Genomic DNA, 19,129 nt, shown 5'->3' with positions numbered 1-19,129 from the left:
GATTCAATAAGCTTTATTTCTTATTGTAATTATATTATACATTATGCAAGTGCATAAGTCAAGCTTTTTTATTTATTTCTTCAAAAACTTTTTTAACTCCCATATTAATTATATCGGTTTTAGTTTTGTTTAATTTATCAGCACAAAATTCAAGAGTCTGTTTTTCTTCTTCTGTCATTCGGATTCTAGTTTGGTATTTTTTTGGGTCGTCTGTTGGTCTTCCCATTTTCTTTTTATCATTCATTTCTTGCCCTTTCTTTTATATTAAGGTATATTAATTTTACCAAGGTAGGGGCAAGAACCTACCAAGGTATTAGTTACATTCTTGTAAAGATAGGGTACTTATTTAGCTTTTACCCTGTCTTTTTTTTGTGCTTATTTTTTAGCTTCTTTTATTAGCTCATCAATTAGCTTTTTAACTTCTTTTATTTTATCGTTATCTAATAACTCTTTTATAGATAATAAAAAGCCTAAAAATTCAAGCCTTGTCAATTCTTCTAGTTCGTTCCTTTCTCTTGCCATATTCTTTTTTTTATCCTCCTTTCATTTATTATTATAACTTATGGTTACACATAAGTCAAGTATTTTTTTTATTATCATCTTTATATATTATATTTCTTTTGCTAATGGTGGCGGATTAGGTGGAGCTTATATAGATAATAAAGATAAGTATTTAAATAAAATAATAATATAAAGATAAATGTAATAAGTATTTATTTAATATATAAAGGTAATAAGCATATAAGTATTATATTAATATAAGTAATAAAGATAATAAAATAAATAAAATAATTTAATTAAAATAAATAAAAAGATAAAACTTAAAAAAAAATAAAGTGGGGGAGATTGTGAAAAAAATAAAATACCCCCCACCTGTGATTTCTATTATTATGTATATAGGAACGGTTCGGGGCAACTATTTCCAAGTTTGAGATCTAAATTTAAGTTAGGGGTTAATCACTAGCAAATAAAAACGCTCATATCATTCGTGTGGTAAATAATATAAGCGTTATAATGCATATAGCATACTTTAGGTTATCTTAAATTTTAATTTTTCTTAAATCGTAAATTATTAATCTTATAAAATTAAGTGATTTTATTTCCGTCACACAACCGTCACAAAGACCATTATATTCTGTTATATTTTATGAATATGGTTTTTTCATAAACCTTTGAAAATCAATGCTTGTAATGTAATATTGCAATTTATCATTATGATGGTGTATAATTTTTTTATGAATATAAAAGATAAATTAATTATTAAAATTGCAAAATTTAGTAAATTTTTACTAAAACTTACAAATCATAAAGCTACAAGCTTGCCAGGGAAAATCGCTTATAATTTAGATAATAATATTTTGGATGCTTTAAGCGAAAATACCAAATTTATTTTTGTGACTGGTACTAATGGGAAAACTATGACAACTCATTTTGTTACAAATATTTTAAGAAAGCACTATAAAAATGTTTTTACAAATGATTCTGGTTCTAATATGATTCAAGGTATAATAACAGTTTTGTTGGATATTCCTAAAAATGAAAATGCACTTGCGATCTTGGAGGTAGATGAAGCTAATCTTGTTAGGATAAGTAAATTTTTAAAACCAGATTATGTTATTTTAACCAATATTTTTAGAGACCAAATGGATAGGTTTGGAGAAATTTATAATGTTTATAAAAAAATTATGGATGGACTTGGCAAATGTAGTGATGTAAAAATAATTGCCAATGGAGATTTGCCAATTTTTTCATACGATGAGCTAAAAAAATATGAGCCTATTTATTATGGAATAAGAGAAGATGATAAAAAATCCAATTCTTATAATCTTGAGGCGGAATTTAATAGTGATGGAATTTTATGTCCAAAATGTAATTCTATTTTAAAATATAAATTAGTTAATTATTCTTCTTTGGGAGATTTTTCTTGTCCAGAATGTGATTTTCATTCTCCTAAATTATCTTATAATATTGGAGAGATTATTTCTATGGATGCAAATTTTTCAAAATTTAAAGTAAATGGAGAAATTTATGAAACTCAAATTGGAGGATTTTATAATATTTATAATGCTTTAAGTGCAATAGCTCTTGCTAAAGAATTGGAAATCCCTTATGAAAAAATCTATGAAGGCTTAAAATTTCAAGAACACGTATTTGGTAGACAAGAAATAATTAAGATTGAAAATAAAGAAGTGATAATAAATCTTGTCAAAAATCCTACAGGCTTAAATCAAATTATTAATCTAATGCTATTAGAAAAAGAGCCAATTAGTTTATATTGTTTGTTAAATGATAACTACGCTGATGGAACTGACGTTTCTTGGATATATGATTCTTATTATGAAAAACTTAAAAAATTAAATATTAAAAGCATAAAAGTTTCAGGAACTAGAAAAACTGATATGAAAAGAAGACTTGAAATAGCTGATATTTATGGTGGAGAAATCGTAGAAATAGACTATGAAAATGAAATTTTTGATAATATAAAAAATGAACCAACAGAAAAAATTTATATACTTTCTACTTACACAGCTATGCTAAGACTCAGGGAGGTACTAAAACTTAAATGATTATAAATATTTGTCATCTATATGGAAATTTATTAAATACTTATGGTGATGTAGGAAATATTATGGCTTTAAAATATTTTGCTCAAAAAAAAGGTCACGAAGTAAATATTGAAGTAGTAAGTTTAAAAGATGAATTTGATTATAGAAAATATGATTTTGTTTTTTTTGGCGGAGGACAAGATTATGAGCAATCAATTGTAGAAAAAGATTTGGAAAGTAAAAAAGAAAATTTAATAAAATATATTGAAAATAACGGCTTATTTTTGGCAATTTGTGGTGGCTATCAATTAATGGGACAATACTATTTTGATGCTTACAATAATAAAATTGAAGGCTTAAAAATATTTGATTATTATACAAAAAACCAAGAAAATGGAAATAGATTTGTTGGAAATATTGAAATTAAAGATTTGCAAAATGGACAAATTTATCATGGTTTCGAAAACCACGGTGGGATAACTATTTTAAATGATAAAAACAAAGCTTTTGCAAGTGTTGTATCAGGCAATGGAAACAATGGTGAGGATTTAACAGAAGGGTTTAGATATAAAAATAGTTTTGCATCTTATTTACACGGACCACTTCTTGCTAGAAATGAAAATTTGGCAAATACATTCATTAAGATTATAGAGAGTAACAAAAGATAAATAAATAAATTTTAATTCGCTTTAATCGACTATTGCACTGAATGTAATAAGTTGATATAATATACATGAAAAGCAAAACGTATTGTAATTATAATTATAGGAGTTTAAATGAAAAAAGATATTGAGATTGCTAGAGAAGCAAAGATAAAAGATATTGAAGAAATAGCAAATTATCTTGAAATTAGTGATTATGAAAAATATGGCAAATACAAAGCCAAAATTAATCCATGCTTTGATGAAAAAAAAGATTCAAAACTTGTTTTAGTAACAGCAATTTCTCCAACACCTTTTGGTGAGGGAAAAACTACTATGAATGTTGCCTTATCTATGGGATTAAATAAATTGGGCAAAAAATCTATTTCAGTTCTTAGAGAGCCATCTTTGGGACCTTCTTTTGGAATTAAAGGAGGAGCTTGTGGAGCAGGATATTCTCAAGTTATTCCTATGGAAGATATAAATCTTCATTTTACAGGAGATTTTCATGCAATAACAAGCGCAGTTAATTTAGTAGCTGCTATGATTGACAATCATATCTACCAAGGAAATGAAAAAAATATTGATCTAAATAATATTTTATGGAAAAGATGCGTTGACTTAAACGACAGAGCTCTTAGAGAAGTTGTTGTAGGTTTGGGCAAAAAAACTGATGGAGTTACAAGACAAGATGGGTTTGATATAACTGTTGCAACAGAAATGATGGCAGTATTTTGTCTAAGTAATGATCTTTACGATTTTAAGAAAAAAGTTGCAAAAATGATAGTAGCTTATGACACAGATGGCAATGCTGTAACGGTTGACGATATAAAAGCAACAGGTCCTGTTTGTGTATTAATGAAAGATGCATTAAAACCAAATTTATGTCAAACTTTAGAAAACACACCAGCAATCATTCATGGTGGGCCATTTGCAAATATAGCTCATGGTTGTAATTCAATTATTGCTACAAAAACTGCACTATCTTTGGCGGATTTCGCTGTAACAGAAGCAGGATTCGGTGCAGACCTTGGAGCTGAAAAATTCTATGATATTAAATGTAGACAAGCTGGACTAAAACCAAATATGACAGTTGTTGTAGCTACAATAAGAGCATTAAAATATCATGGTGGACAAGATTTGAAAAAAATTGATGAAGAAAATATTGAAAGTCTAAAAAAAGGATTTGATAATTTAAGAATTCATCTTGAAAATCTAAAGAAATTTTCAAAAAATATCGTTGTAGCTATAAATAAATTTGATCAAGATACAAATAAAGAATTAGAAACTCTAAAAAATCTCGTAGAAAACTTATCACTTAAAGCATTTGAATGTGATGTTTACCACAAAGGTTCTGAAGGTTGTCTTGAAATTTGTGATTATATCATAGAAAAAAGTAAAAACGAAAATGATTTTAAAGTTTTATATGATGAAAAATTACCTATTGAAGAAAAAATTGAAATCATAGCAAAAGAAATTTATAGGGCTAGTGGAGTAAAATATTCTAAAAAAGCTTTAAATGAAATTAAAAGAATTAACAATTTAAATTCTGATAAATTACCAATATGTATTGCTAAAACTCAATATTCCTTATCAGATGATCCAACAAATTTAAATCCAGATAGCGAATATGAGATTACTATAAATGATATTAGATTAAATCAAGGTGCAGGCTTTATAGTAGCCCTAACTCAAAATATTTTAACAATGCCAGGTCTTCCAAAAAGACCAGTAGCATACGATATAGATATTGATGATGATGGTAATATCATGGGATTATTTTAGGAGATAAATATGACAGATTCAAAATTACAAAGTAAAGAATTAGATGAATTTTTTGATGCTATTTTAATGTTAAAAAATAGAGATGAATGCTACGATTTCTTTGAAGATGCTTGCACAGCAAGAGAACTTCAATCAATTTCTCAAAGACTACAAGTTGCAAAATTATTAAAAATCAGAAAAACTTATAGTGAAATAGAAGAACAAACTGGAGCATCAACAGCAACAATTTCTAGAGTAAATAGATCACTTCACTATGGAACTGATGGATATGATTTAGTTTTGGAAAAATTAATTGAAAATAATTTAAAAGAAGAAAAAAATAAAAAATAAATTAAAAAAATTTAGAAATTAAGACGAATTTATCAATTTGATAGATTCGTTTTTTTATTTTAAAATTGTCTTTGATCTGATTAATTTATTTTTTTATAAAATTTTTATGCTTTAGATTACTTTGTTTCTTGTGGTATAATTATTAGGATGAAAGGATGTGAAAAATGGACTTATCTAATTTAAATGATAAACAAAAAGAGGCAGTTTTACACGACAAAGGTCCCTTGCTTGTTGTTGCAGGAGCTGGGAGTGGAAAAACTAGAGTATTAACAACAAGCATTGCTTATTTAATAAAAGAAAAAAATGTAAATCCAGTTAATATTTTAGCTATAACTTTTACAAATAAGGCTGCCAATGAAATGAAAGAAAGAATATCAGATCTGTTAGATGAGGATGTTTCTCACTTATGGATTGGTACTTTTCATTCTATTTGTGCAAGAATACTTAGGATGAATATAAATAAAATAGGATATGACAATAATTTCACTATATACGATACAAATGATCAAAAAACATTAGTAAAAGAAATTATTAATGATTTAAATTATAAAGATGATATTAGCCCAAAAGAGGCTTTAAACCTTATAAGCTATTGTAAAAATAAATCAATTAGTCCAAAAGAATTTTTAAATATTAATACTTTTTATGCAAAGCAAGAAGAATATTATAATATTTATAAAAATTATGAAAAGAAAAAATTTGAATACAATTCTTTAGATTTTGATGATTTGATTTTAAAAACTTTGGAATTATTTGCTGAAGATTCAAATACTTTGAAATTCTATCAAGATAAATTTGAATATCTTTTTGTAGATGAATACCAAGATACTAACAAAAGCCAATATGAGTTTATTAAATTTATTGGAAAAGCTCACAATAACGTTAGAGTTGTTGGAGATGCAGACCAATCAATTTATAGTTTTAGGGGAGCTGATATTAATAATATTTTGGACTTTGAAAAAGACTTTAAGGATGCAAAGACTATAAAACTTGAAGAAAATTATAGGTCAACTTCTAATATTATTAATGTTGCAAATAAACTAATCAAAAATAATAACGAAAGAAAAGAAAAAAATCTTTGGACATCAAAAAATGATGGTTCAGAAGTTTTGTATAAAAAATCTTCTGTAGAATCCGAAGAGGGAAAATTTGTTATAGATGAAATAAATTCCTTGTTAAATGATGGATATAAGCTAAAAGATATGGCGATTTTATATAGGATGAATGCTCAATCAAGGATTTTTGAAGAATATCTTATGAAAAATTTACTTGATTATAAGGTTGTTGGGGGACTTAAATTCTATGATAGAAAAGAAATAAAAGACCTAGTTTCTTACCTAAAAATTTTAGTAAATCCAAAAGATGATATTAGTTTAAAAAGAATAATAAATGAACCAAAAAAAGGAATAGGCGATAAAACTGTAGAAAAATTAGAAAAAGAAGCTAATAAATTAGGATTTTCTTTAACAGAACTTGTTTGTGATCCGTCTTTGTTTTCAAATCTTTCTACAAAATTAAAAAGTTCTTGTGAAAAATTTTATAAGCCATTAGCAGAAATTTTTGACAATTATAAAGATTATGACATTGTGGAATTGATAGAAGAAATACTTGATAAAAGTGGATACATAAAAGCTTTGGAAGAATCTTATTCTGTAGAAAATAGGTCAAGGATTGATAATTTAAATGAATTTATTTCCTCAGCAGCAGAATATCAGTCAAATAATCCGGAAGATAATATCTATGATTATTTAGAAAATTTATCTCTTTTATCAGATCTTGATAAAACTGAAAATAGTGATGATGCTATTTCTCTTATGACGATTCATTCAGCCAAAGGACTTGAATTTAAAGTTTGTTTTGTTGTTGGAATGGATGAGGGATTATTCCCATCAAAAAGATCTATAGATGAGGGAAATATTGAAGAAGAAAGAAGACTTTGCTATGTTGCAATAACAAGAGCAATGGAAAAATTATATCTTTCAAGCGCAGAAATTAGAAGGCAATTTGGTCAGGCTGTATATTATAAGCCTTCAAGATTTTTAAATGAAGTGAAATCTCTAATCAAAAAAATTGACCAAGATAAAACTCCTGCCTACTCTCCTTATGTAAAAATGAAAAGCAATGAAGCTTATATGAGAGATAAGGCAAGAGAGAGTGTTCTAAAGAAAAATACTGTAAAAGAATCATCAAAAGAAGATTTTCAAATTGGAGATAAAATTATTCACACCAAATGGGGCGAGGGAATGATAGTTCAAGTGAAAAAATCAGACGATGGCAATGAGCTTGTTGTAGCTTTTGATAAAAAAGGATTAAAAAAGCTAAACCAAGATTATGCTCCAATTAAGAGGATTTAAAAATGGATAATATAGATAAAATTAAAATAGATGAATTAATAGATAAAATAAATGAATTAAATTATCACTATTATACCTTAGATAATCCAATAGTTTCAGATGGAGAATATGACAAGTTGTATGATGAGCTTTTAAATCTAGAAAAAAGACAGGTTATGTAAATGAATTTTCTCCAACCCAAAGAGTTGGTGGAGCAATATTAGATAAGTTTGAAAAGCATTTTCATATTACAAGGTTATATTCCCAAGATAAATCGCAAAATATAACTCAATTAAAAGATTGGCTTATAAGAACTAAAAAATTACGAGACCAATATAGTAAAACCCATGAAGATAAATTAGAAGAATTAGAATTTATTACAGAATATAAGTTTGACGGTTTAACCATTAATTTAACTTATGAAGATGGATTATTAAAAACTGCAGCTACAAGAGGAAATGGTATAGAAGGAGAAGATGTAACCAAACAAGTTTTAACTATTCCGACCATTCCAACAAAAATAAAAGAAAAATCATTATTAGAAATTCAAGGAGAAGCTGTAATGCCCTTGTCTAGTCTTAAAAAATATAATGAAGAAAATGAAATACCTTTAAAAAATGCAAGAAATGCTGCGGCAGGCGCAATAAGAAATCTTGATACAAGTCAAACAAAAAAAAGAAATTTAAAAGCTTATTTTTATCAAATTTCAACAAATAGTCTTGATTTTAAAACTGAAGAAGAAAAATTAGAATTTTTAAAAGAACAAAAACTTCCAGTTTATCCTTATAAAAAAGTAATAAAAAAATTTGATGATATAGTAAAAGAAATTGATTTTATAAAAGAAGAAAGACATCATATTGATGTTTTGACAGATGGTGTTGTAATTAAGGTTAATGATGTAAAAACTCAAGAAGTTTTAGGATATACTAATAAATTTCCAAGATGGTCTATTGCTTATAAATATGATCCAGAAGAATACACAACAACTTTATTAGATGTTGTGTGGAATGTAGGTCGATCAGGAAAAGTTACACCGTCAGCAATCCTTGAACCAGTTGACTTTTCTGGAGTGACTGTTCAAAGAGCCACCCTTAATAATTACGATGATATTTTAAGAAAAAAAGTAAAAATTGGTTCAAAAGTTTTTATTAGAAGATCAAATGATGTAATTCCTGAAATTTTGGGAGTTGTTGATGAAAATCAAGAAAACACAAAAGAAATAGAAAAACCGGATAAATGTCCTTATTGTCACAGTGAATTAATTGAAGGGAATGTTCATATATTTTGTCCAAATTCAATTTCATGTACTCCTCAATTAAAAGCTAGAATGGTACATTTTGCATCAAGAGATGCAATGGATATAGAAGGTTTGTCTGAAAAAACCATTGAATTATTTATAAATAAATTAGGCATTAAAGAAATCTATGACCTTTATGATATTACTTATGAAGATTTGATTAATTTGGAATCTTTTAAAGAAAAAAAGACCAATAATTTATTAAATGCCATTGAAAATAGCAAATCTTGTGAATTAAATCATTTTATCCATGCAATTGGAATTCCAAATGTAGGGATAAAAACTGCAAGAGATTTGGCAGAAAAATATAAAAGTTTTGATAAACTTAGAGAAAGTAAGCAAGAGGACTTAATCGAGATTGAAGATATAGGGGAAAAAACGGCAGAGGACATAGTTGATTTTTTCAACGACCCTAATATCAAAAAATCATTAGATATTTTATTGTCTAAAGGAATTAAAATAAAAGCTATTGACACTAGCGAAAAATCTAATTCACTTGATGGAATGAAAATTGTTATAACTGGTACAATAGAAAATTACAAAAGAAATGATATTAAAAATTTAATTATAGAAAACAATGGAGATGTTACTTCTTCAGTATCAAAAAATACTGATTTGGTTTTGTGTGGCGAAAAACCTGGAAGTAAAAAAGAAAAAGCAGAAAAATTGGGTGTAAAAATTTTAGAAAATCAAGAATTATTTGAATTTTTAAAAAATTTAGAGGAGGAATAAATGGACAAAAATGAAGTTATAAGAATTTATAAATTAGCAAATCTTGATTTATCAAATCAAGATATTGATATAATTTCTGATAAATATAATAAAATTTTAGATTTTATTGACCATATTTTTGATGTGGATTGTGAAGATGTAAAAATGACTGAAATGTTAGATAATCATAATGCTGTATTAAGAGAAGATATTGAAGGAAAATCATTAGATAGACAAGAGGCTCTAAAAAATGCAAAAGATACAGAATATGGTTATTTTAGATTGAATTGGAAATTATAAGGAGCTATTATGGATATTAAAAATACTATAGATAAATTTATAAATAAAGAAATTTCAGTCTATGAAAATACAAAAAATGTATTAGAAAAAATTAAAAATGATAATTTAAATGCTTATATTTCTTTTAATGAACAAGATAGCTTGGATAGGGCAAAATATTTAGATGAAAAATTAAATAAAGGCGAAAAAATTGGAACTTTATTTGGAATTCCTGTAAGTGTAAAAGATAATATTTCGTATAAAAATATGAAATTAACTTGTGCATCAAAAATGTTAGAAGATTTCGAGCCAGTTTATAATGCAACTGTTGTAGAAAATCTATTAAAAGAAGATGCTATTATTATTGCAAAAACGAATATGGATGAGTTTGCAATGGGAGGCTCTGGAGAAACTTCATATTTTGGCCCAATAAAAAATCCTTTAGATGAAAGTTTAATTCCAGGTGGTTCTTCATCAGGCTCTGCCGTTAGTGTTGCAAAAGGAGATGTTTTAGTTTCTCTTGGAACTGATACAGGTGGGTCAGTAAGACAACCTGCAAGTTATTGTAGCATCATTGGTTATAAACCTACATATTCACTTATGAGTAGGTATGGTGTTGTTTCTATGGCAAACAGCTTAGATCAAGTTTCATTATTTGCAAAAAATGTAGAAGATTTAAGAATAATTGCTAATGCAAGTCAATCGCCTGATAAGTTAGATATGACTTCTTGCCTAGATTTTTATAATTTTGAAAAAGAAAATTTTAATTTTTCTGGTAAAAAAATTGCGGTTATAAAAAATGAAGCTAATATTTATAATTTAGATAAAGAAGTAGAAGATGATTACAATTATGCAATAAATATTTTAAAAGAATTGGGTGCAGAAATTTGTCCAATAGATTTAAAATATTCTAAATACGCAAACGAAGTTTATAATGTTGTAATGAGCTCTGAAGTATCAAGCAATCTTTCAAGATTTGATGGAATTAGATATGGTCACCAAACTGATGAGTATAAGAATGTTGAAGAATTATTTATAAAAAATAGGTCTGAAGGTTTTGGAGAAAATGTTCAAAGAAGAATTGCACTTGGAACTATGTATTTATCAAGTGAAGATGATCAAAAAATTTATAAACAAGGTTTAAAATTAAGAACATTAATCATAGAAGAGTTTAAGAATATTTTTGAAAATCATGATTTATTCATTACTCCAACAACTGTAGATTTACCTTCTAAATTAGGAGTTTATACAGATAATCCGCTTAAAGATTTTTCTTCAGATATATTTAATGTTTGTGTAAATCTAACAGGTTCTTGCGGAATTTCTATTCCAGTTAGAGATGGAATATCTGGAAGTATTCAAATTATTGGAGATAGATTTAAGGATAAAGATATAATAAATGCTTGCGAAACTTTCGAAAGGAAAATAAATGAAAACTAGAACTATTATAGGATTAGAAATTCACGTCGAATTATCTACAAAAACCAAAATGTTTTGTTCCTGTAAAAACGAATTTGGAGCCGTTCCAAACACAAACACTTGTCCAATTTGCTTAGGACACCCAGGAACATTACCTTTAATTAATAAAGAAGCTGTAAGATATGCTATAAAAGCAGGTCTTGCCCTAGATTGTGAAATAAGAGAATCAATGAAAATGGATAGAAAAAAATATTTTTATCCAGACCTTGTAAAGGGATACCAAATAACCCAACAAGACGAGCCTTATGCTGTTGGTGGACATATTATTTTAAGTGATGGAGATGAAATTAGACTAAATTCTATTCACATGGAAGAAGATACAGCAAAATCTAATCACGATGAAAGTAATAACACCCTAATGGATTATAACAGAGCAGGACTTCCTCTAATCGAAATTGTTACAGAACCAGATTTAAAATCTGCTAAGCAAGCTAGAGAATTTGTAGAAAAATTATCTCAAACTTTGAGATTTTTGGAAGTTTCAGATTGCATAATGGCAGAAGGTCAAATGCGTTGTGATGTAAACATAAATTTAGAAAATCTTGATAATGGAGAAAAAACAGCAATATCTGAGATTAAAAATCTAAATTCAATAAAAGCAATCGAAGATGCTCTTTTATTTGAAACTGATAGACATAAAAAAATGCTTGAAGAAGGAAAAAAATCAGTAAAAGAAACCAGAAGATGGGATGACGATTCTCAAACTACAATTTCTATGAGAACTAAAGAAACTGCTAATGATTATAGATTTTCTATAGAAGCAGATATACCAAGAATTGAGCTTAGCAAAGAATTTATTAATGAAATAAAAGAAAATTTACCAGAATTGCCTGAAGCAAAAGCAAAAAGATATATGAAAGAATATAAGCTTTCAGAATATGATGCAAAACTTTTGTCAAACGATAGAAATCTTGCAAATTTATTTGAAAAAACAAATGATTTGGTAAAAAATCCTAAGGAAGTTTCAAATTGGATACTAAGTGAGCTTTCAAGAAGGCTAAATGAAAGTGAAATTGAAGCAGATCAAATGAATTTATCTGTAGAAAATTTCTCTAAATTAATAAATTTAGTTTTGTCTAATAAAATTAACAATAATGTTGGAAAAAAATTATTAAGAGAAATTTTTGAATCAAATGAAGATCCAGAAAAACTTGCTAAAGATAGAAATCTTCTTCAAATTAATGATGAAAATTTCTTAGAAGATGTAGTTAAAGAAGTCTTAAGCGAAAATTCTCAATCAATTGAAGACATAAAAAATGGTAAAGATAGAGCTTTTGGATTTTTAGTTGGTCAATGTATGAAAAAAACTAAAGGAAAGGCTAATCCACAACAAATAAATATCTTATTAAAAGAAAGAATAGGAGAGTTATAAGAGTAAGCTTTTTAGCTACTCTTATTTATTATGAATATACTTATAGAAAATGTAAAAATCCTCACAATGGTTGATGGGGAAGTAATAAAAAATGGAAATATTTATATAGAAAATGAAAAAATAAAAAAGATTACAAGTGATAAAATTGATTTTTCTTATGATAAAAAAATAGATGGCAAAAATTATCTTGCAATGCCTGGTTTTGTAAATGCTCACACCCATGTTGGGATGAGTTTATTTAGAAATTTTAGCGATGATGTTGAATTAATGACTTGGCTAAATGAAAAAATTTGGCCTTTGGAAGATAAATTAATTGCAGAAGATGTTTATTGGGCCTCACTCTTATCTCAAGCTGAAATGATTATGACAGGAACAACAAGTTTTGCAGACATGTATTATTTTGAAGATCAAACTATAAAAGCCCTAGAAAAATCAAAAATGCGAGCGCAAATTTCAAGAGGACTTACTCTTGAAGATAAAGACTGTACAAAAATAAAAGAAAATATTGATCTTTTTAAAAAATATGAAAATTCTCAAGATGGAAGAATAAATATAGCTTTTGGACCTCACGCGGTTTACACAACAGATAAAAATTATCTAAAAGAAATAAATAAATACGCAAAAAAATATAAGATGCCAGTTCATATTCATTTATCTGAAACAAAAACAGAAAACACAGATTGTATGAAAAGATTTAATCAAAGTCCAACTGAAGTCTTTGAAGAATGTGGAATTTTTGAAAATAAAACAATAGCAGCTCATGGAGTTTATTTATCAGATAAAGATTTAGGTATTTTATCAAAATATGATGTTAGTGTAGTTCACAATCCTTCAAGTAATTTGAAACTTTCATCGGGATTTTTAGATTGTACAAGAGTGATTAATAAGAAAATAAATTTAGCTATGGGTACAGATTCATCTGCAAGCAATAATAATTTATCAATGATAAAAGAAATTTCTTTAGCATCACTTGTGTCAAAATATAAAAATCCTCAAAATTTAAAAGCTTATGATGTTTTAAAAATGGCTACAATAAATGGGGCGAAGGCATTGGGACTTGATGATAAAATTGGAACTTTGGAAGAAGGAAAACTTGCAGATATTATTTTAATTGATTTAAATAATCCTAACCATACACCACAAAATAATTTGATTTCATCCTTGCCTTATTCAACTTTTGATAAAGATGTTTCTTATGTAATAATTAATGGTGATCTTGTGTATGATAATAAAAAATTTGTTTATTTAAATGAGAAAGAAATAATTAAAAATGCAGAAGAATCATTTCAAAAATTGAGGAATAGAAAATGATAGGAATTGACATAGTAAATATTGAAAAATTTAAAGAAAAATTAGAAAAAAAAGATTTTGAGAGTAAAATATTTACTGATAATGAAATTCATTATTCTAAAAAAAAGAAAAATTCATTACAAACTTTTGCTGGAATTTTTGCAGCAAAAGAAGCTATTATTAAGGCTTGTGGTTTTAATCTAGCCTACATATTGAGAAAAAAAATAGAAATCAAACATATAGATAATAAACCTATTGTTTTTATTGATAAAAATAAAGCACAATTAAATTTGAGTATAAGCCATGACGGAAATTATGCTATTGCAATTTGTTTCAAGAAAGAAAATTATATTGAAATAAATAAATCTGTAAAAAAATTATTAAAAGATAGACCAAAAGATGGACACAAGGGAGATTTTGGAAAAGTTGCAATAATTGGTGGACAAAAAGGAATGGCTGGTTCTGTTTATTTGTCATCTTGTGCATCTTTACGTTCGGGATGTGGTCTTTCTTATATTATTTGTCCTTCATCTATTTCTGATATTTTACAAATAAAATCTACAGAAAGTATAATAAATGAGGTGGATTGTGATTATTTTTATTATTCAGAAAAAATAAGCAATAAAATTTTATCACTAATAAAAAATAAAGATGCAATAGGAATTGGTCCTGGTATGGGCGAGGGAAATAATCTTTATAAATTAATAGAAAAAATAATCCAAAATTATGATAAAAATCTATTAATTGATGCAGATGGACTAAATGCTTTGAAAGATAATATTGAAATAATAGATAAGAAAGAAAATATTGTTTTAACTCCACATGAAATGGAATTTTCTAGAATTTCAAATTTGCCTTTATCTTATATAAAAAATAATAGGGTAAAAGTTTCTTTTGAATTTGCAAAAAAACATAATATTGTTTTGGTTTTGAAAGGAAAAAATACAATTGTTACAGATGGCGTAAATATTTACATAAATGAATCTGGAAATAATGGAATGGCGACAGCTGGTAGCGGAGATGTTTTGACAGGAATTTTACTTTCAAATTTAGCTATTATGAAACCGTATGATGCGGCGGTTTTGTCTGTTTACATTCATGGGCTTGCTGGAGATATTTATTCTTTAGAAAATTCTCAAGATTCACTAATTGCTAGTGATATTATAAAAAATTTACCAAAAGCCTACAAATTAATGAGGTGTTAATGATGGAAGAAAATTATTTATTAGTTGATTTAGACAAAATATTAAATAACATCAAATCAATAAAAGAAAAATCTCAAAATTCAAAATTTTGTGCAGTTTTAAAGGCTGATGCTTATGGGCTAGGTTCTTTAGAAGTTGCAGATTACATAAAAAATTACATAGATTACATAGCTGTAGCTCAATTTAAAGAGGCAAAATATTTAAGAGATAAGGGAATTAAAACTCCTATTTTAATATTAGGATATTTGCCTATAGATAAATATAATGAATGTGGCAAATTAAATATTGATGTAGTAATTTATGATTTAGATTATGCTAAAGAAATAAATAGTAAATTAAATTCAAAAATAAATTGTCATATTGGGCTTGATACAGGACATACAAGAATTGGATTTAGAGATTTTGAAATAGAAAAAATAAAAAAATTAAAAGAGCTTGAAAATTTAAATTTCATAGGAGCTTTTTCTCATTTTGCAACAGCTGATGAGAAAGATTTAACATATACAAATGAACAATATAAAAAATTCATATACATAATAGACAAAATCAAAGATGATTTTGATTTGAATTTAGTTCATATTGCAAATTCTGCTGCATCAATGGAATATGATTTTAAATCAGACTTGTTGAGGGTGGGGATTTCTTTGTATGGCGTTTATCCATCTGATTATATAAAAGAAATTTCAAAAATTAAATTAGAACAAGCTTTTGAATTTAAAGCACAAATTTCTTTTGTAAAAAATGTAAAAAAAGGAACAAGCATTTCTTATGGCAGAAGCTTTACTACTAGTAAGGATATGAAAGTTGCTACAGTTACAATAGGTTATGCAGATGGATTTAAAAGAGCATTTTCAAATATAGGAGAAGTTTTAGTAAATGGAAAACTAGCAAGAGTTGTTGGAAGAGTTTGTATGGATCAAATGATGATTGATGTAAGTGATATTGATTGTAAAATAGGAGATTATATTATAATTTATCCAGATATTTACAAAGAGGCAAAAAAAATTAATACAATCCCTTATGAATTAATGACTTCAATTTCAAAAAGAGTTCCTAGGATTTATAAATGCAATTCTAAATTTATAGGAGAAAATAATGAAAGTTAAAAGAGGAGATTTATTTTATGCAGATCTTTCTCCTGTTGTAGGTAGCGAACAGGGTGGAGTAAGACCTGTAATTGTTGTGCAAAATGATATGGGAAATAAATATTCTCCAACAATTATAGTAGTTCCTGTTACAAGTCAATTAAAAAAATCAAAATTGCCAACCCATGTGTCTTTAAGTGCAAATCAATTTGGTTTGCCAAAAAATAGCGTTGCTCTTCTTGAACAACTGAGAACAATCGATAAAAGAAGGCTAAGAGATAAATTAGGTTCTTTTGATAAGTCGGTAATGTTAAAAATTGATGCGGCAATTGCCATATCTGTGGGAATAGATTAATGAAAATAAGTTTTAAAAACTTATTAATAGTATTCCTGTCAGCAATTTTAATTTTTTTGCTTGTTAACAAAAAAGAAAATACATATACAAATTTAGATGAATTAGAAATTACTTATATAGACGTAGGTCAAGGAAATTCAGTTTTAGTAAAAACAAAGGACAAAAGTCTATTAATAGATGGGGGAAATAGGTCTAATAGTAGATATTATTATACTTATATTAAAAATAAAAATCATAAAAAAAAGCAAGTTAAAGAAAATCTTTTAATTAAGAATTTTCTTTAACTTGCTTTTTAATTTCTTTTATTCACTAACACCTGCTATCATTCTAGCTAAACGATCTGAATCTCCGCTGCCTGTAACTATAACTTGATCATCTTTTTTAATATCAGACAATAAGTATTCTTTTACCTTTTTAAATGTAGGAATATATTTTGCACTTTTTCCAGTTTTAATTAGAGCATCAACTACATCTTTACTAGATATACTTGGATCAAATGGTTCACGTGCTGCAAAAATATCAGTAATTATAACTTCATCAGCTTCATCAAAACATTTAACAAATTCATTAAATAATCTCTTAGTCCTAGTGTAAGTATGAGGTTGCCATACACAAATAAGTCTTCCTTTTGTGTGTTCAGCCAAGGCATTTAAATTAACTTGAATTTCTGAAGGATGGTGACCATAATCTAAAATAATATTGCAATCATTAACATTTCCTATTAATTGCATTCTTCTTTCAAGACCAGTGTAGGCTTGAATATTTTTTTTGATCGTTTTTATGTCAACACCACTTTCTAAAGTAGCAATGATTGATGCACAAGCATTATTTATATTATGTCTTCCAAGAATTGCTAGCTCGAAATGTTCAACATCTCCATTTTTCATTATCAAATCAAATCTAGGCTTACCACTTTCATCAAAACTTATATTTGTAGCATTATAATCAGCATCAGGATTATCTTGTCCATAGGTAATCAATTCTCCTTGAACTGCATCTATAACTAATTTATTATTTTCTTCATTTAAATTCAAAATTGTTTTTGAATCTTTACTTTGATTTCTCAAGTAAAATTTAAAAGTTTCAACTATGTCATTTATGTCTTTATAATAATCAAGATGATCTTCGTCAATATTTAAAATTATTCCAATTGAAGGGTAATAATATCTTATATTTCCTTTATATTCACAAGCTTCTGTAACTAATATATCCTTATCGCCAACATGAACATTTCCTTCGATTTCATCAAGATCTCCACCCAATAAAATAGTAGGATTTTTTGTAGAATTCATAAGAATTTTTGAAATCATACTTGTTGTTGTACTTTTTCCATGAGAACCAGAAACTGCAATAGAATTTTTGTAGTTTTTCATCAAACCACCCAAGAAAACTCCACGACTTACTACAGGAATATCAAGTTTTCTAGCTGCAACTAATTCTTCATTATTTTCGGCGATTGCATCTGTATATATAACTAAATCTGGATTTTTAATATTTTCTTTTTTTTGTCCAATTGTATATTTAATTCCATTTTTATCTAAATGTTTGCTTGTTTCAGAAATTGAAATGTCAGATCCTGTAACCTTATAGCCATTATTATTTAATAAAATAGCAATACCACTCATGGAAATTCCACCAATTCCTATCATATGTATATTTTTATATTTATAATCATTTATATTAAATTCGAACATTGATGCTCCTTTGTTTTTATATTTTTTGCCTAACTATTATACCATAAAATTTATACAAAGACCATTAATTTGATAATTCTAACAACTTTTACTAAATTGACAGTAAAGTCATAAAATGATAATCTTTATTTATAAGCAAATAGTTAGAGAGGTTTTTAATGAAATATATAATAGGAAATGATCATGGCGGTATTGATCTAGTTGATAGCGTAAAAGAAAAACTTTTAGAGCTTGGACACGAGGTTGAAAAAGTTGGAACATTTACAAAAGAATCTTGTGATTATTCAGATTTTGCAAAAATTGCATGCGAAAAAGTTTTAAACAAAGAAGCTGATTTTGCTGTTTTAATTTGTGGTACAGGAATAGGAATGAGCCTTGCTGCCAATAAATTTAAAGGCATAAGAGCAGCTTGCGTGTCTGAGACATATTCTGCAAAAATGTCCAGAGCGCACAATAATAGTAATGTTTTGTGCATAGGTTCAAGAGTAATTGGCTCAGAAGTTGCAAAAATGATTGTAGAGATTTTTGCTACAACAGAATTTGAAGGCGGGCGTCATCTTAAAAGAGTAAATAAAATCAAAGAAATTGAGGAGAATAATTAATGTTTGATAAAAAAGATTTAAAAGCAGTAAATGCAATAAGATGTTTATCAATAGCACAAATTGAAAAAGCAAATAGTGGCCATCCAGGTCTTCCAATGGGAGCAAGTCCTATGGCTTATGTTTTG

The 19,129-nt window shown here is 26.9% G+C and carries 18 protein-coding genes and 1 pseudogene; 16 read left to right on the top strand and 3 right to left on the bottom strand.

Features of this window, described 5'->3' with window-relative positions:
• Positions 1–58 precede the first annotated feature (58 nt).
• Entirely contained in the window at positions 59–244 is a 186-nt protein-coding gene (locus HMPREF2852_RS06380) for a hypothetical protein (protein WP_070606772.1), read from the bottom strand.
• Positions 245–375: 131 nt separating this feature from the next.
• Positions 376–522, bottom strand: coding sequence for a hypothetical protein (locus tag HMPREF2852_RS09820; RefSeq protein WP_186821931.1), 147 nt, complete (start codon positions 520–522; stop codon positions 376–378).
• Positions 523–1,235: 713 nt separating this feature from the next.
• Between HMPREF2852_RS09820 and HMPREF2852_RS06375 the strand changes: the two genes are divergently transcribed.
• The 14 genes and pseudogenes from HMPREF2852_RS06375 to HMPREF2852_RS06310 all read left to right on the top strand — a co-directional run bounded on the left by HMPREF2852_RS06375 (position 1,236) and on the right by HMPREF2852_RS06310 (position 16,992).
• Entirely contained in the window at positions 1,236–2,567 is a 1,332-nt protein-coding gene (locus tag HMPREF2852_RS06375) for a Mur ligase family protein (RefSeq protein ID WP_070606769.1), read from the top strand.
• The gene (locus tag HMPREF2852_RS06370) at positions 2,564–3,214 is read left to right on the top strand and encodes a type 1 glutamine amidotransferase (protein WP_070606766.1); all 651 of its coding nucleotides are present in this window, start codon (positions 2,564–2,566) and stop codon (positions 3,212–3,214) included. The genes HMPREF2852_RS06375 and HMPREF2852_RS06370 overlap by 4 nt, the downstream gene beginning before the upstream one ends.
• 108 nt (positions 3,215–3,322) lie before the next feature.
• Complete coding sequence (locus HMPREF2852_RS06365) at positions 3,323–4,972, top strand: formate--tetrahydrofolate ligase (RefSeq protein ID WP_070606763.1); 1,650 nt, start codon at positions 3,323–3,325, stop codon at positions 4,970–4,972.
• Positions 4,973–4,981: 9 nt separating this feature from the next.
• The gene (locus tag HMPREF2852_RS06360; RefSeq protein WP_004838856.1) at positions 4,982–5,302 is read left to right on the top strand and encodes a YerC/YecD family TrpR-related protein; all 321 of its coding nucleotides are present in this window, start codon (positions 4,982–4,984) and stop codon (positions 5,300–5,302) included.
• A 164-nt stretch (positions 5,303–5,466) separates the two neighbouring features.
• Positions 5,467–7,656: an ATP-dependent helicase gene (locus tag HMPREF2852_RS06355; protein ID WP_070606760.1), complete on the top strand. Its 2,190-nt coding sequence runs from the start codon at positions 5,467–5,469 to the stop codon at positions 7,654–7,656.
• Between the two features lie 2 nt (positions 7,657–7,658).
• Positions 7,659–9,664 (top strand): annotated as a pseudogene (gene ligA, locus HMPREF2852_RS06350) (NAD-dependent DNA ligase LigA).
• A complete protein-coding gene (gene gatC / locus HMPREF2852_RS06345; protein ID WP_070606757.1) occupies positions 9,665–9,943 on the top strand; it encodes an Asp-tRNA(Asn)/Glu-tRNA(Gln) amidotransferase subunit GatC in 279 nt (92 codons plus the stop codon).
• A 9-nt stretch (positions 9,944–9,952) separates the two neighbouring features.
• The gene (gatA, locus tag HMPREF2852_RS06340; RefSeq protein WP_070606754.1) at positions 9,953–11,362 is read left to right on the top strand and encodes an Asp-tRNA(Asn)/Glu-tRNA(Gln) amidotransferase subunit GatA; all 1,410 of its coding nucleotides are present in this window, start codon (positions 9,953–9,955) and stop codon (positions 11,360–11,362) included.
• Positions 11,352–12,773, top strand: coding sequence for an Asp-tRNA(Asn)/Glu-tRNA(Gln) amidotransferase subunit GatB (gatB, locus tag HMPREF2852_RS06335; protein ID WP_070606750.1), 1,422 nt, complete (start codon positions 11,352–11,354; stop codon positions 12,771–12,773). The genes gatA and gatB overlap by 11 nt, the downstream gene beginning before the upstream one ends.
• Before the next feature lie 30 nt (positions 12,774–12,803).
• Positions 12,804–14,084 (top strand): amidohydrolase, encoded by a 1,281-nt coding sequence (locus HMPREF2852_RS06330; RefSeq protein ID WP_070606746.1) that lies wholly within the window; start codon positions 12,804–12,806, stop codon positions 14,082–14,084.
• Positions 14,081–15,268: an NAD(P)H-hydrate dehydratase gene (locus tag HMPREF2852_RS06325; RefSeq protein ID WP_070606744.1), complete on the top strand. Its 1,188-nt coding sequence runs from the start codon at positions 14,081–14,083 to the stop codon at positions 15,266–15,268. The genes HMPREF2852_RS06330 and HMPREF2852_RS06325 overlap by 4 nt, the downstream gene beginning before the upstream one ends.
• Positions 15,269–15,270: 2 nt before the next feature.
• Positions 15,271–16,374, top strand: coding sequence for an alanine racemase (gene alr, locus HMPREF2852_RS06320; protein WP_070607096.1), 1,104 nt, complete (start codon positions 15,271–15,273; stop codon positions 16,372–16,374).
• Positions 16,364–16,708, top strand: coding sequence for a type II toxin-antitoxin system PemK/MazF family toxin (locus tag HMPREF2852_RS06315; RefSeq protein ID WP_019117646.1), 345 nt, complete (start codon positions 16,364–16,366; stop codon positions 16,706–16,708). Before alr ends, HMPREF2852_RS06315 begins: the two co-directional genes overlap by 11 nt.
• 56 nt (positions 16,709–16,764) lie before the next feature.
• Complete coding sequence (locus tag HMPREF2852_RS06310; protein WP_261668195.1) at positions 16,765–16,992, top strand: MBL fold metallo-hydrolase; 228 nt, start codon at positions 16,765–16,767, stop codon at positions 16,990–16,992.
• Between the two features lie 18 nt (positions 16,993–17,010).
• Here HMPREF2852_RS06310 and murC read toward each other — a convergent pair whose 3' ends face one another.
• Entirely contained in the window at positions 17,011–18,402 is a 1,392-nt protein-coding gene (murC, locus tag HMPREF2852_RS06305; RefSeq protein ID WP_070606738.1) for a UDP-N-acetylmuramate--L-alanine ligase, read from the bottom strand.
• Between the two features lie 158 nt (positions 18,403–18,560).
• Between murC and rpiB the strand changes: the two genes are divergently transcribed.
• Both rpiB and HMPREF2852_RS10290 read left to right on the top strand, forming a co-directional pair.
• A complete protein-coding gene (gene rpiB, locus HMPREF2852_RS06300) occupies positions 18,561–19,004 on the top strand; it encodes a ribose 5-phosphate isomerase B (RefSeq protein WP_070606737.1) in 444 nt (147 codons plus the stop codon).
• The coding region (locus HMPREF2852_RS10290) for a hypothetical protein (RefSeq protein ID WP_186821930.1) at positions 19,004–19,129 on the top strand (126 nt) is incomplete at its 3' end. The genes rpiB and HMPREF2852_RS10290, both read left to right, overlap by 1 nt.

The organism is Anaerococcus sp. HMSC065G05 (genome assembly GCF_001812365.1).
GTDB lineage: Bacteria > Bacillota > Clostridia > Tissierellales > Peptoniphilaceae > Anaerococcus > Anaerococcus vaginalis.
Note: the sequence above shows the minus strand (reverse complement) of the source record. Positions and strands in the feature narration are given on the sequence as shown.

What these genes read in the sequence shown, in the direction of transcription:
- HMPREF2852_RS06360 (WP_004838856.1), top strand. Translation starts at nt 4,982, where the DNA reads ATGACAGATTCAAAATTACAAAGTAAAGAATTAGATGAATTTTTTGAT.
- alr (WP_070607096.1), top strand. Translation starts at nt 15,271, where the DNA reads ATGGAAGAAAATTATTTATTAGTTGATTTAGACAAAATATTAAATAAC.
- HMPREF2852_RS06370 (WP_070606766.1), top strand. Translation starts at nt 2,564, where the DNA reads ATGATTATAAATATTTGTCATCTATATGGAAATTTATTAAATACTTAT.
- HMPREF2852_RS06355 (WP_070606760.1), top strand. Translation starts at nt 5,467, where the DNA reads ATGGACTTATCTAATTTAAATGATAAACAAAAAGAGGCAGTTTTACAC.
- HMPREF2852_RS06325 (WP_070606744.1), top strand. Translation starts at nt 14,081, where the DNA reads ATGATAGGAATTGACATAGTAAATATTGAAAAATTTAAAGAAAAATTA.
- HMPREF2852_RS06315 (WP_019117646.1), top strand. Translation starts at nt 16,364, where the DNA reads ATGAAAGTTAAAAGAGGAGATTTATTTTATGCAGATCTTTCTCCTGTT.
- HMPREF2852_RS06380 (WP_070606772.1), bottom strand. Translation starts at nt 244, where the DNA reads ATGAATGATAAAAAGAAAATGGGAAGACCAACAGACGACCCAAAAAAA.
- gatA (WP_070606754.1), top strand. Translation starts at nt 9,953, where the DNA reads ATGGATATTAAAAATACTATAGATAAATTTATAAATAAAGAAATTTCA.
- gatB (WP_070606750.1), top strand. Translation starts at nt 11,352, where the DNA reads ATGAAAACTAGAACTATTATAGGATTAGAAATTCACGTCGAATTATCT.
- HMPREF2852_RS09820 (WP_186821931.1), bottom strand. Translation starts at nt 522, where the DNA reads ATGGCAAGAGAAAGGAACGAACTAGAAGAATTGACAAGGCTTGAATTT.
- HMPREF2852_RS06365 (WP_070606763.1), top strand. Translation starts at nt 3,323, where the DNA reads ATGAAAAAAGATATTGAGATTGCTAGAGAAGCAAAGATAAAAGATATT.
- murC (WP_070606738.1), bottom strand. Translation starts at nt 18,402, where the DNA reads ATGTTCGAATTTAATATAAATGATTATAAATATAAAAATATACATATG.
- HMPREF2852_RS06375 (WP_070606769.1), top strand. Translation starts at nt 1,236, where the DNA reads ATGAATATAAAAGATAAATTAATTATTAAAATTGCAAAATTTAGTAAA.
- HMPREF2852_RS06330 (WP_070606746.1), top strand. Translation starts at nt 12,804, where the DNA reads ATGAATATACTTATAGAAAATGTAAAAATCCTCACAATGGTTGATGGG.
- gatC (WP_070606757.1), top strand. Translation starts at nt 9,665, where the DNA reads ATGGACAAAAATGAAGTTATAAGAATTTATAAATTAGCAAATCTTGAT.
- rpiB (WP_070606737.1), top strand. Translation starts at nt 18,561, where the DNA reads ATGAAATATATAATAGGAAATGATCATGGCGGTATTGATCTAGTTGAT.